The sequence below is a fragment of the Streptomyces sp. A0958 genome (assembly GCF_004795035.1).
Classification (GTDB): Bacteria; Actinomycetota; Actinomycetes; order Streptomycetales; family Streptomycetaceae; genus Streptomyces.
Map to the genome: position 1 here is coordinate 256835 of NZ_SSBK01000006.1, position 13003 is coordinate 269837.

Consider the following 13003-nt stretch of genomic DNA (forward strand, 5'->3'; position numbering starts at 1 on the left):
ACCCGGGCACCCGGGCACCCGGGCACCCCGCCGGCACAGACGCCGCGTAATCCGTTTGACGGGCGTAATCGTTTGACGGGCGCGGACCTCCTCGCACATATTTAGCTGCGTCACGCAGTTTATGGGTGACACAGGAAGATGCCGCAAACGGACCAGGAGAACCGCCCCATGCTCACGCTCGTCACCGGATGCCGCGGCCGCGTCGGCTCCGCGCTCGCCGCCCTCCTGCACCAGGGCGGCCACGCCGTCCGCGCCGCCTCGCGCAACCCCGCCGGGCTCTCCCTGCCGACCGGCGTCCCGGCCGTGGCCTGCGATCTCGGCGACCCCGCGACCTTCCCCGCCGCCCTGGAAGGCGTCGACTCCGTCTTCCTGTACGCCGAGCCCGCGCACATCGACGCCTTCCTCGCCGCGGCGCAGGCCGCCGGAGTGCGGCACATCGTGCTGCTCTCCTCCAGCTCCGTCCTCGTCCCGGACCCGGCGTCCAACCCCGTCGCCGCCTCGCACCACGCGGTCGAGCAGGCCCTGACCGCCTCGCCCCTCACCACGACGCTCCTGCGCCCCGGCGCCTTCGCGACCAACGCGTACCAGTGGTCGGGCGCCTTCCGGTCCGGGCACTCCGTCGACCTGCCCTACCCCCGGAGCGAGGGCGCCCCGATCCACGAGACCGACATCGCCGAGGCCGCCCTCGCCGTGCTCACCGACCCGGCGCTCCAGGGCGCGGCGTACCACCTCACCGGCCCCGAATCCCTCGGCGCCGCCGAGCAGGTCGCGGTCCTGGCCTCGGCGTCCGGCTCCCCCGTCACCGTCAACGCGGTGAGCCCGGCCGCGTGGAAGGAGGCCATGGCCCCCTTCATGCCGGAGGCCATTGCCGACGGGCTGCTCGCCTACTGGGTGCTCACCGACGGCGCGCCGGCCGAAGTGACCGGTGATGTCGAGAAGCTGACCGGCCGTCCGGCCCGCACGTTCGACTCCTGGGCCGCCGAGCACGCCGCCGCCTTCCGCGCCCGAACGTGACGTTCCGCCCAGGACCCCCGCACGGCCCACGCGCCCCCACCGCACGGCCCGCACCGCCTGAACCGCACGGCCCGCCCGCCCCGAACTGCGTGGCCGGTTCCCAGGCCCCGATGGCATCCTGACCAGGTGAACGGACCGGAGATCCACCTCGAAGTCGCCCCCGAACTCAGGCTTTTCGTGGCCCACGGGCGCCGGCAGGGGCGGACACCGGTGACCACCGACGGAGCGTCCACGCTCGGCCATGTCGTGGAATCCCTCGGCATCCCGCTCACCGAGGCGGGCCTGCTGCTGGTCGACGGCCGCCCGGTCCCCGTCTCGCACATCCCGGCGGCGGGGGAGGTCGTCGAGGTGCGCCCGGTGCCACGCCCGCAGCGCGTGCCGGGCGCGCCCCTGCGCTTCCTGCTCGACGTCCACCTCGGGACGCTCGCCCGGCGGCTGCGGCTGCTCGGGGTCGATGCCGCGTACGAGAGCGAGGACATCGGCGATCCGGCACTGGCCGCGCTCTCGGCGAAGGAGCGGCGCGTCCTGCTCTCCCGGGACCGGGGGCTGCTGCACCGCCGGGAGATCTGGGCGGGCGCGTACGTGTACAGCGACCGCCCGGACGAGCAGCTGCGGGACGTACTGGAACGGTTCGCGCCGGACCTCGCCCCGTGGACCCGGTGCACCGCCTGCAACGGCCGGCTGAAGGCGGCCGACAAGGACACGGTCGGCCCGCACCTGGAACACGGGACGCGGCGCTCGTACGACGTGTTCGCGCAGTGCGCGGAGTGCGGGCGGGTCTACTGGCGGGGCGCGCACCACGCCCGCCTGGAGGCGATCGTGACGGAAGCGGTCCGCGAATTCGGTGCCGCGACCGCCGACTGACCGACCGCCGACTGACCGACCGCCGGCTGACCGACCGCCGGGGTCAGGGACCGGCCGGGGCGTCGCCCTCGGCGCGCAGCCGCGCGATCTGCACCGCGCTCAGCTCCACCGTGCGCCGCATGTGGGTGAGGAGCAGGGCGACCTCGTCGTCGTCGTACGCGTCGAACAGGACGTCCCAGCCGCCGGTCAGCCGCCCCCAGACCGCGCCGAACTCCGCCATCCGCTCGGGCACGATCGTCACGAGCACCCGCCGCCGGTCCGCCGTGTCCCGCGCGCGCGTCACGTAACCGGCCCGCTCCAGGCGGTCCACCAGCCGGGTCGCGGAGCCGGTGGTGAGCCCGGTCAGCTCGGCGACGCGGCCCGTGGTGACGGGCCCCGCCTCCAAGCCGAGCAGGTTGAGGCACTGGAGGTCGGTGGGATGGAGCCCCAGCCGGTCGGCGACGGCCTGGTTGAACAGCGCGTACGCGGCCATGTAGCGCCGCGACGCGGTGGAGAGCTCGGCCAGCAGCGCGCTGCGGCGGGGGGACGGCTTGGGCGGCATGCGGAGAGTGTACGAAGCGGAGAGGCGGGGTCCGGCCCGTCGCCCGAGCTCAGAACACGTACGGGTCCCCGGTCGCCGGGGCCAGCACCTCGTGCTCGCTGTTCTTCGTGTTCCGGTCCGTGGCCCCGCCGTTCCACGCGGTGTCGATGCGTACGACGACCTCGTCCGGCCGGCCCCGCAGCTGGAGGTGGAGCGCGAGCCGCCGCTGCTGGGAGCCGTCGGCCCGCAGCGGGCCGGTCCGGCACAGCACGGTCCGAGGGTCGGCCCGGAGGCACGCCCCGGGCAGCTCCTGCCGGTCGGCCGGCGGCACGGACACCCGCAGGCGCACGGTCACCCCGGGCAGGTCCGAGGGCCCGCTGTTCTCGCTGCGCAGCCAGATCCCGAGCCCGCCGTCCCGCAGCGAGACGTGCCCGTGGTGCGACACATCGGCCTCGGGCGCGATGCCGCCGACCGCGGGCGAAGCATCCGCAGGCGAAGCACCCGCGGGCGAACCGCCCCCGGACGAAGCATCCGCGGGCGAACCGGCCCGGGGCAGAGGCGAACCGGCCACCGGCGCGCCGACGGCCGTGGCGGTCCCGCCGGCGGCCGGAGCCATCACCACCGCCGTCGCAGCCATCGCCGCCGCGGCGGACACCCCGAGCAGAGCCTTACGCGTCAGAACCATGCCCCGAAGATACCGATCACCCCTAATTGTGCGTATTTACCCACCGGTTCGGCGCGTCCTGCGGTACGCGGCCCATGGCACCCTGCTCCCATGTCCGTGCTCCGCTCCACCGCCCTGTTCGTCCTCGCCGCGCTCTTCGAGATCGGCGGCGCCTGGCTCGTCTGGCAGGGCGTGCGCGAACACCGCGGCTGGGCCTGGATCGGCGCGGGGGTCATCGCGCTGGGCACGTACGGCTTCGTGGCGACGCTCCAGCCGGACGGCGAGTTCGGGCGGGTGCTCGCGGCGTACGGCGGGGTCTTCGTCGCGGGGTCGATCGCCTGGGGGATGGCTGCCGACGGCTACCGCCCGGACCGCTGGGACGTGACGGGCGCGCTGGTCTGTCTGGCCGGGATGGCCGTGATCATGTACGCCCCCCGCAACCACTGATCCACGACGGCCCTGCCTATCCTGGGCCCCTACCGATCAGCTGTCCGAGGAGCCCGTCATGGCCGCATCCCCCATCGCCGTCATCACCGGAGCGAGCAGCGGCATCGGTGCCGCGACCGCCCGGCAGCTGGCGGCCGCCGGCTACCGCGTCGTGCTCACCGCCCGCCGCAAGGACCGCATCGAGGCGCTGGCCGCCGAACTCACCGAGGCGGGCCACCAGGCGACGGCCTACGCCCTGGACGTCACGGACCGCGCCGCGGTCGACGAGTTCGCCACCGCGTTCCGCGGCCTCGCCGTCCTCGTCAACAACGCGGGCGGCGCGCTCGGAGCCGACCCGGTCGCCACGGGTGACCCGCAGGACTGGCGCCAGATGTACGAGACCAACGTCATCGGCACGCTCAACGTGACCCAGGCCCTGCTTCCCGCCCTCACCGCGAGCGGCGACGGCACGGTGGTCGTCCTCTCCTCGACCGCGGGCCTGTCCACCTACGAGGGCGGCGCCGGGTACGTGGCCGCCAAGCACGGCGCCCACGTCCTGGCCGAGACCCTGCGCCTGGAGATCGTCGGCACCCCGGTCCGCGTCATCGAGGTCGCCCCGGGCATGGTCAAGACCGAGGAGTTCGCCACCACGCGCTTCCGCGGGGACACCGAGAAGGCCGCCAAGGTCTACGCGGGCGTCGACGCCCCCCTCACCGCCGACGACGTGGCCGACACGATCACCTGGGCCGTGACCCGCCCCAGCCACGTCAACATCGACCTCCTGGTGGTCCGCCCCCGCGCCCAGGCCTCCAACTCGAAGGTCCACCGCACGAACTGAACCCCCGCACCACAGGGCCCGGCTCAGCCCTGCCCCACACCGCAGGGCCGGGCTCAGCCCTTCACGCAGATGACCTGCTTCAGCTTCGCGACGACCTCGACCAGGTCGCGCTGCTGGTCGATGACCTTCTCGATCGGCTTGTAGGCGCCCGGGATCTCGTCCACGACGCCGGAGTCCTTGCGGCACTCCACGCCCCGCGTCTGGTCCGCCAGGTCCTTGGTCGAGAACCGCTTCTTCGCCGCGTTCCGGCTCATCTTCCGGCCCGCGCCGTGCGAGGCCGAGTTGAAGGACTTCGCGTTGCCGAGTCCCTTGACGATGTACGAGCCGGTGCCCATCGAGCCGGGGATGATCCCGAAGTCGCCGAAGCCGGCCCGGATGGCGCCCTTGCGGGTGACCAGCAGGTCCATCCCGTCGTACCGCTCCTCCGCCACGTAGTTGTGGTGGCAGGAGATGACCGGCTCGAACGTGACCTTGGCCTTCTTGAACTCCTTGCGGACGACGTTCTGGAAGAGCGCCATCATGACCGCGCGGTTGTGCTTGGCGTACTCCTGCGCCCAGAACAGGTCGTTGCGGTAGTCGCGCATGGGCTCGGTGTCCGCGAGGAAGACCGCCAGGTCACGGTCGACCAGGCCCTGGTTGTGCGGGAGCTTCTGCGCCTGGCCGATATGGAAGTCGGCCAGCTCCTTGCCGATGTTCCGGGACCCGGAGTGCAGCATCAGCCAGACCGAACCCGACTCATCGAGACAGAACTCGATGAAATGATTTCCCGATCCGAGCGTTCCCATCTGCTTCGTCGCCCGTTCCTGACGGAATTTGACCGCTTCGGCCACCCCGTCGAACCGTCCCCAGAAGTCGTCCCAGCCCGGTGCCGCCAGCCCGTACAGACCGGACGGGCCCACCGGCTCGTCGTGCATCCCCCGGCCCACCGGAATGGCCTGCTCGATCTTCGAGCGGAGCCCGGACAGGTCCCCGGGCAGATCGTTGGCGGTCAGCGAGGTCTTCACCGCGGACATGCCGCAGCCGATGTCCACGCCGACCGCGGCCGGGCAGACCGCCCCGTGCATCGCGATCACCGAGCCGACGGTGGCGCCCTTGCCGAAGTGGACGTCGGGCATGACGGCCAGGCCCTTGATCCAGGGCAGCGTGGCGACGTTGCGCAGCTGCTGCATCGCCACGTCCTCGACCGAAGCCGGATCGGCCCACATCCGGATGGGAACCTTCGCCCCCGGTACCTCTACATACGACATAACCCCTCGATTCCCCCGAAAAGACTGAAAGCGCAAAACCGGCGCCAAGATCGGCAATAAGGTCGGCCGACCGGCATTCACAGCGGCGCGTGCGATACACATTGTGTCCACCGGCCGTCATCGAGCGGCAACCGTTTTTCGCACGAAGGGAGCCCAGGACCGTGCGACGAATGGCGTACGCGGCCGGCGCCGTGCTCATCGCGGCGCTCGCCGCCGGCTGCTCCAGCGACTCCGGAAGCGGCGGTTCCGCCCCCGACAGCAAGCCCGGGACACCGGCCGCGTCGTCCGCGCCCCCGGGCAAGTACCGCACCCTCCCCGACGCCTGCCGCGCCATCCCGCTCGCCACCCTCAAGGACCTCCTGCCCGGCACCGCCGAGATGCCCGAGGCCCAGCAGGAGAAGGTGTACGAGGGTGCCGCCACGGTCACCTACGACACCGACCGCAGGATCGGCTGCCGCTGGAAGTCCGACGCCCCCGAGGGCGCCCGCAGCATCCACCTGGACTTCGAGCGCGTCGTCTCCTACGACACGTCGGTGAGCGACGACGACCGCGCCCGCGAGGTGTACGCGAAGAAGGAGGCGGCGGCCGACCTCCCCACCTCCTCCCTCCCGTCGGGCGGCGCGACCGGCGGCACCCACGACACCTCCGCGTCCGGCTCCGGCAAGGCGGACCCGGACGCGAGCGGCGACCCGAGCGGCGACGCGGACACCGACGGCAAGTCGTCGGACGCGACCGCCGACGGCGGCACGTCCGACGGGGACACCGGCGGCAGCCCCGCCGAGAACCTTCAGCCCCGGCTCCTCGACAAGCTCGGCGACAGCGCGTTCCTGGACGATCTGCTCACCCGGGCGGGTTCCACCGCGCAGCACCGCACGGTGAGCGTGGTGTTCCGCACATCGAACGTCATCGTCACCATCGAGTACACGGCCCAGCCGGCCCTCTCCACACAGGTCCCCGACAGCAAGGAACTCCAGGAGAAGGCCCAGGCACTGGCGCGGCGGCTGGTCGAATCGTTCAACGCCTGACGCCGCCCGCGGCCCGCCCGGCCCCGGCCCGGACCGCTCCCCGGGCCGTCCGGCCGAGGCGGCATCCGGCCGCCGTCCGTCGTACCGTGGCCCTCCGGAGCCACCGGCGGCCGCCCGCCGCCGCCTGCCTCCGCACGGCTACCGCCGCGCAACCGTCCCCCGACCGCCGCGCCATCCGACTGAAGGAACCATGCACCGATCAGCCTCGCGACTCCCCCGCATACTCGCCTGCGCCGCCGTCCCGGTGATGCTCGTCGTCGCCGGCTGCTCGTCGGACTCCGACGGCAAGAAGGAGGCGGACTCGTCCGCTTCGGCCTCGCCGGAGGCGACGAAGTCGGAACCGGCCGTCGAGGCGGCGAAGTTCGCCGAGCTGCCGGACCCCTGCGCGTCGGTCAAGGCGAAGACCGTCAAGTCCCTGGTGCCCTCGGCCAAGAGCGCGAAGGGCACCCGCGGCAAGTCCAGCGACTCCTCGGCCCGGGGCAGCTGTTCCTGGAACGGCCTGGCCGACAAGGGCGTCAAGGGCTCCCAGTACCGCTGGCTGGACGTCGGCTTCACCCGCTTCACCTCGGACCAGACCCTGGGCAGCGGGGCCTCGCGCGCCGGGGACGACTTCGCCAAGCAGGTCGGCAAGGCCCAGGCGACGGACGGCGCGAAGAACGTCAAGTCCGCCCCCGTCACCGGCTTCGGCGACCAGGCGACCAAGATCACGTATGACGTGACCAAGACGGGCGAGGACTTCAGGTACACGACGATCGTCGCCCGTACGGGGAACGTGGTCGTCGTCGTCAACTACAACGGCGCGGGTTACGCGGGCTCGAAGACCCCCACCGCCGAGACCGTCCTGAAGGGCGCCACGATGGCGGCCAAGGACGCGGTCGCCGCCGTCGCCGACGCCAACGGCAGCAAGGAGGAGCCCAGCGGCTCCCCGGAGCCGAAGACCTCCAACTCCCCCAGTTCGTCGGCCAAGTCCAAGAAGTCGGACTGACACCCGGGACCGGCCTTCTCCCCTCCCCCCGCGACACCCCTCGCACACATGTGCCAGGCTGTGCCCGCCGGAAACAAGCCAAGGGCACGAGGACAAGGGAACAGGGAGGGGATGGGGGGTGGCTGCGATGCAGCTGACGCGCACGCATCGCGTGCTGATCGGGTTGGTGGTGGCCGGCGCGGTGCTGATCGCCGCGATCGGCTTCGCCGGTTCCTACGCGGCGGTGCGCGAGCTGGCCCTGCAGAAGGGGTTCGGGGACTTCTCGCTGGTCTTCCCGATCGGCATCGACGCGGGCATCTGCGTCCTGCTGGCCCTGGACCTGCTGCTGACCTGGCTGCGCATCCCCTTCCCGCTGCTGCGGCAGACGGCCTGGCTCCTGACGGCCGCGACCATCGCGTTCAACGGCGCCGCGGCCTGGCCCGACCCGCTCGGCGTCGGCATGCACGCCGTGATCCCGGTCCTGTTCGTGGTCTCCGTCGAGGCCGCCCGCCACGCGGTGGGCCGGATCGCGGACATCACCGCCGACAAGCACATGGAAGGCGTCCGCCTCACCCGCTGGCTCCTCTCCCCCGTCCCCACCTTCCGCCTCTGGCGCCGCATGAAGCTGTGGGAGCTGCGCAGTTACGAGCAGGTCATCAAGCTCGAACAGGACCGGCTGATCTATCAGGCCCGCCTCCAGGCCCGCTACGGCCGCAACTGGCGCCGCAAGGCGCCCGTCGAGGCCCTGATGCCGCTCCGCCTCGCGAAGTACGGCATCCCGCTGGCCGAAACCGGCCCCGCCGGCCTGGCCGCCGCCGGCATCGAACCGGCCCTCCTCCCCCCGGCCCCGGCCCCCGCCGTCGTGGAGACGGCCCAGCAGCACCCCGAACTCCCCCGGACCGCCCACCCGGAAGCTCCCGCAGGCCCCCCGGCCCCCACAGCTGCCACAGCCCCCCAGGACCACCAGCAGCCGCAGCCGCAGCAGCAGCCCCACGAGCACCAGCAGCCCCAGCCGCACCAGCAGCCCGAGGACCACCCCCAGGCGGCCCAGGCCCCCCAGCAGCCCGCCTCCGACGAGAACCCCTGGTTCCCGGCGCAGGCGACCGCCAAGGTCTACGAGGGCGGGTACGACCCGGGCTACGAAGGCCCCGAGCCCGCCCCGCTCCAGGTCCCCTCGGGCCCCAACGGCCGCACCCGCCCCCTGGGCAACGTGGGAACGGTGGGCAGCACCGCCCCAGACGCCCTCACCGAGCAGCAGTTCCCGCAGCAACCGCTCCCGCAGCAGCACATCCAGCCGCCGCACATCCAGCAGCCGCTGCCGGAGCAGCCCGTGACCGAGGCCGCCGAGGAATGGGCCGAGGAATGGGCGCAGGAGGACGCGGAGTTCAGCGAGATCGCGTACGAGGTGTTCGCGGCGTTCGTGACCGAGAACCATGACTACCCGAGCATCGCGGTGCTCGACATACACCTGTCGGACGGGCACAACGTGCGGCACCCGCGCAGCGAGGCCCTGATCCGGCAGCTGATGCCGCTGTTCAAGGAGCGCTACGCCGCGGAGCAGGCAGAGCTCGAAGCCGACCACATCGCCTGACCGGGGAACCACAGACGCAAAACCGAAGGGCCGCCCCCCACCGCGGGGGGACGGCCCTTCAGCGCATCCGCGCGCTCACGCGCCCAGCAGCCTCCGCACCCGGTCCGCCCCGACCGCGAGCAGCAGCGTGGGCAGGCGGGGCCCCGTGTCACGGCTGACGAGCAGCCGGTACAGCAGGGCGAAGAAGGACCGCTGGGCGGTCTTCAGCTCGGGCGTCGGCTTCGCGTCCGGCTCCAGACCGGCGAGGACCTTCGGCACGCCGTAGACGAGGGTGGTCAGCCCGTCCAGGGACCAGTGCGTGTCCAGCCCCTCGATCAGCAGCCGCAGCGACTCGCGGCCCTGCTCGTCGAGCGAGCCCAGCAGGTCCTTGTCCGGCTCGTCGCGGACGACGGTGCGGGCCTCGGCCGGGACCTGGGTGGTGATCCAGGACTCGGCGCGGTCGAGGCGCGGCCGGGCCTCGTCCAGCGAGGTCAGCGGGTTCGCCGGGTCCAGCTCGCTGAGAATGCGCAGCGTCTGGTCCTCCGCACCGGCCGTGATGTCGGCGACGGAGGCGAGGGTGCGGTACGGCAGCGGGCGCGGCGTGCTCGGCAGCTCACCGGCCGCGGTGCCGACCGCGCGGGCGTACGCGGCGGCGTCGGCCGGCAGCACGGAGCCGTCGGCGACCTTGCGGCCCAGCGAGTCCCACTCGTCGTAGAGCCGCTGGATCTCCTGGTCGAAGGCGATCTTGAAGGACTGGTTGGGCTTGCGGCGGGCGTAGAGCCAGCGCAGCAGCGGCGCCTCCATGATCTTCAGCGCGTCGGCCGGGGTCGGCACGCCGCCCTTGCTGGAGGACATCTTGGCCATGCCGGAGATGCCGACGAAGGCGTACATCGGGCCGATCGGCTGGACGCCGTCGAAGATCTCGCGGACGATCTGGCCGCCGACGACGAAGGAGGAGCCGGGCGAGGAGTGGTCGACGCCCGAGGGCTCGAAGATCACGCCCTCGTACGCCCAGCGCATCGGCCAGTCGACCTTCCAGACCAGCTTGCCGCGGTTGAACTCGCTCAGGCGGACCGTTTCGGCGAAGCCGCAGGCCGAGCAGGCGTAGTTCAGCTCGGTGGAGTCGTCGTCGTACGAGGTGACGGTGGTGAGGTCCTTCTCGCAGTTGCCGCAGTAGGGCTTGTACGGGAAGTAGCCAGCGGAACCGCCGCTGCCGTCGTCCTCGCTCGCCGCGCCGGAACCGGCCTCGGCCTCCAGCTCGGCTTCGTCCACCTTCTTCTGCTGCTGCGGCTTCTTGCCGCCCTTGGCACCGCCGGCCGCCGGGTCCTTCTTGGTGCGGTAGCGGTCGAGGACGGCGTCGATGTCGGCGCGGTGGCGCATCGCGTGCAGGATCTGCTCGCGGTAGGTGCCCGCGAGGTACTGCTCGGTCTGGCTGATGCCGTCGTACTCGACGCCCAGCTCGTCCAGGGACGCGGTCATCGCGGCCTTGAAGTGCTCGGCCCAGTTCGGATACGAGGACCCGGCGGGCGCGGGCACCGAGGTCAGCGGCTTGCCGATGTGCTCGGCCCAGGTCTCGTCCACGCCCGGGACGCCGTTCGGCACCTTGCGGTAGCGGTCGTAGTCGTCCCAGGAGATCAGGTGCCGCACGGTGTGGCCGCGGCGGCGGATCTCGTCGGCGACCAGGTGCGGGGTCATGACCTCGCGGAGGTTGCCGAGGTGGATCGGGCCCGACGGGGAGAGGCCGGAGGCGACGACGACCGGTTTGCCAGGCGCACGACGCTCCGATTCGGCGATGACCTCGTCCGCGAAGCGGGAGACCCAGTCGGTCTCGGTGCTGCTCTGACTCTGAGCCACGGTCGGCACGTCCTTCTCTCGGGTAGGACTCGTAGGGGCACCGCCCATTCTCCCAGGTGCGGCCCGCAGCGCGAAAACGGCTTTACGGGGCCCTGCGGCACGGGCGGAAAACCCGTTTACACGCCGTGGGATACTTGAGGTCATCCCTTGTACCCCTACGGAAACGGCAGCCAGCTCATGGCCTCGGTCAATTCCCTCGCTTCCACGCTCCAGCAGCAGCTGGCGGACGCCCTGACGGCAGCACTGCCGGAGGCCGGCACCGCGGACCCGCTGCTGCGCCGAAGCGACCGGGCCGACTTCCAGGCCAACGGCATCCTGGCGCTCGCCAAGAAGCTCAAGGGCAACCCGCGCGAGCTGGCCGACCGGGTCACGGCCGCCCTCCCGGCCTCCGAGCTGATCAAGGACATCGAGGTCTCCGGCCCCGGCTTCCTGAACGTCACGCTCACCGACCGGGCGATCACCGAGACCCTCGCGGCGCGCGCCGCCGACGGCGACCGGCTCGGCATCCCGGCGAACGACGCGGCGGGCACCACCGTCATCGACTACGCCCAGCCGAACGTGGCCAAGGAGATGCACGTGGGCCACCTGCGGTCCGCCGTGATCGGTGACGCGATGGTGCAGATCCTGGAGTTCACCGGCGAGTCCGTGGTCCGGCGCCACCACATCGGTGACTGGGGCACCCAGTTCGGCATGCTCATCCAGTACCTCATCGAGCACCCGGACCAGCTGGACCACGAGGGCGGCAAGGAGGACGGCGAGGCCGCCATGTCCTCGCTCAACCGGCTCTACAAGGCGTCCAGGGCCCTGTTCGACTCGGACGAGGAGTTCAAGGCCCGCTCCCGGGACCGGGTGGTCGCGCTCCAGGCCGGGGACGCGGAGACGCTGGCCATGTGGCAGCGGTTCGTGGACGAGTCGAAGATCTACTTCTACTCGGTCTTCGACAAGCTCGACATGGAGATCAGCGACCCCGACATCGTCGGCGAGTCCGGGTACAACGACATGCTGGAGGAGACCTGCCGCATCCTGGAGGAGACGGGCGTCGCCGTCCGCTCCGAGGGTGCGCTCTGCGTCTTCTTCGACGACGTGCTGGGCCCCGACGGCAACAAGGTCCCGCTGATCGTCAAGAAGACCAACGGCGGCTACGGCTACGCGGCGACCGACCTCTCCGCGATCCGCGACCGGGTGCGGAACCTCAAGGCGGACACCCTGCTGTACGTGGTGGACGCGCGGCAGTCCCTGCACTTCAAGATGGTCTTCGAGACGGCCCGCCGGGCCGGCTGGCTGAACGACGACGTCAAGGCGCACCAGCTCGCCTTCGGCACGGTGCTCGGCAAGGACGGCAAGCCGTTCAAGACCCGTGAGGGCGTCACGGTCCGGCTGGAGGACCTGCTGGACGAGGCGGTCGAGCGGGCGACGGCCGTGGTCCGGGAGAAGGCCGAGAAGGTGGGCCTGTCCGAGGAGGAGATCGTCGAGAACGGCCGGTACGTCGGCGTGGGCGCCGTGAAGTACGCGGACCTGTCGACCTCCGCCGTGCGGGACTACAAGTTCGACCTGGACCAGATGGTGTCGCTGAACGGCGACACGTCGGTGTACCTCCAGTACGCGTACGCGCGCATCCGGTCGATCCTGCGCAGGGCCGGGGACGCGAAGCCGGTCGCGCACCCGGAGCTGGAGCTGGCGCCGGCGGAGCGGGCGCTCGGCCTGCACCTGGACCAGTTCGGCGAGGTGCTGGCGGAGGTGGCCACCGGCTACGAGCCGCACAAGCTGGCCGCGTACCTCTACCAGCTCGCGTCGCTCTTCACGACGTTCTACGACCAGTGCCACGTCCTGAGCGAGGACAACCCGGCCGAGGTCGTGGAGAACCGGCTGTTCCTCTGCGACCTCACCGCCCGCACCCTGCACAAGGGCATGGCGCTGCTCGGCATCCGGACCCCCGAACGGCTCTGAGCACACCGGCGCACGCCGTAAGCGGAAGGCGGGGCCCGGCAGCACTCCGGTGCGCCGGGCCCCGCCTTTC

General features: G+C 71.8%; 12 protein-coding genes. 8 read left to right on the forward strand and 4 right to left on the reverse strand.

Annotated features, from left to right (window positions below):
• Positions 1-168: 168 nt before the first annotated feature.
• Both E6P78_RS09485 and E6P78_RS09490 read left to right on the forward strand, forming a co-directional pair.
• Complete coding sequence (locus tag E6P78_RS09485; RefSeq protein ID WP_136203072.1) at positions 169-1014, forward strand: NAD(P)H-binding protein; 846 nt, start codon at positions 169-171, stop codon at positions 1012-1014.
• Between the two features lie 126 nt (positions 1015-1140).
• Positions 1141-1878, forward strand: a complete 738-nt coding sequence (locus tag E6P78_RS09490) for a Mut7-C RNAse domain-containing protein (RefSeq protein WP_136203073.1) — start codon at positions 1141-1143, stop codon at positions 1876-1878.
• Positions 1879-1921: 43 nt separating this feature from the next.
• Here E6P78_RS09490 and E6P78_RS09495 read toward each other — a convergent pair whose 3' ends face one another.
• Positions 1922-2419 carry a MarR family winged helix-turn-helix transcriptional regulator gene (locus tag E6P78_RS09495; protein ID WP_136203074.1) on the reverse strand — a complete coding sequence of 166 codons (498 nt, stop codon included), beginning with the start codon at positions 2417-2419 and terminating at the stop codon, positions 1922-1924.
• Positions 2420-2468: 49 nt separating this feature from the next.
• A complete protein-coding gene (locus tag E6P78_RS09500) occupies positions 2469-3083 on the reverse strand; it encodes a hypothetical protein (protein WP_136203075.1) in 615 nt (204 codons plus the stop codon).
• A 90-nt stretch (positions 3084-3173) separates the two neighbouring features.
• On the opposite strand from E6P78_RS09500, the gene E6P78_RS09505 reads away from it, so the two are divergent.
• Together E6P78_RS09505 and E6P78_RS09510 are read left to right on the forward strand one after the other, a co-directional pair.
• Positions 3174-3509, forward strand: coding sequence for a YnfA family protein (locus E6P78_RS09505; RefSeq protein ID WP_136203076.1), 336 nt, complete (start codon positions 3174-3176; stop codon positions 3507-3509).
• Between the two features lie 58 nt (positions 3510-3567).
• The gene (locus E6P78_RS09510) at positions 3568-4326 is read left to right on the forward strand and encodes an SDR family NAD(P)-dependent oxidoreductase (protein WP_136203077.1); all 759 of its coding nucleotides are present in this window, start codon (positions 3568-3570) and stop codon (positions 4324-4326) included.
• A 53-nt stretch (positions 4327-4379) separates the two neighbouring features.
• On the opposite strand, the gene E6P78_RS09515 is transcribed toward E6P78_RS09510, so the two are convergent.
• On the reverse strand, positions 4380-5573 hold the full coding sequence (locus E6P78_RS09515) for an RtcB family protein (RefSeq protein ID WP_136203078.1): 1194 nt from the start codon (positions 5571-5573) through the stop codon (positions 4380-4382).
• Positions 5574-5743: 170 nt separating this feature from the next.
• Here E6P78_RS09515 and E6P78_RS09520 point away from each other — a divergent pair, with 170 nt between their 5' ends.
• From E6P78_RS09520 to E6P78_RS09530, 3 genes are all read left to right on the forward strand, one after another.
• Positions 5744-6598 carry a DUF3558 domain-containing protein gene (locus tag E6P78_RS09520; protein WP_136203079.1) on the forward strand — a complete coding sequence of 285 codons (855 nt, stop codon included), beginning with the start codon at positions 5744-5746 and terminating at the stop codon, positions 6596-6598.
• A gap of 190 nt (positions 6599-6788) precedes the next feature.
• The gene (locus E6P78_RS09525) at positions 6789-7583 is read left to right on the forward strand and encodes a DUF3558 domain-containing protein (protein ID WP_136203080.1); all 795 of its coding nucleotides are present in this window, start codon (positions 6789-6791) and stop codon (positions 7581-7583) included.
• A 127-nt stretch (positions 7584-7710) separates the two neighbouring features.
• Positions 7711-9153: a DUF2637 domain-containing protein gene (locus E6P78_RS09530; RefSeq protein WP_136203134.1), complete on the forward strand. Its 1443-nt coding sequence runs from the start codon at positions 7711-7713 to the stop codon at positions 9151-9153.
• Between the two features lie 75 nt (positions 9154-9228).
• On the opposite strand, the gene lysS is transcribed toward E6P78_RS09530, so the two are convergent.
• Entirely contained in the window at positions 9229-10995 is a 1767-nt protein-coding gene (lysS, locus tag E6P78_RS09535) for a lysine--tRNA ligase (protein WP_136203081.1), read from the reverse strand.
• 168 nt (positions 10996-11163) lie between these two features.
• Here lysS and argS point away from each other — a divergent pair, with 168 nt between their 5' ends.
• Complete coding sequence (gene argS / locus E6P78_RS09540) at positions 11164-12933, forward strand: arginine--tRNA ligase (RefSeq protein WP_136203135.1); 1770 nt, start codon at positions 11164-11166, stop codon at positions 12931-12933.
• Positions 12934-13003: the final 70 nt, after the last annotated feature.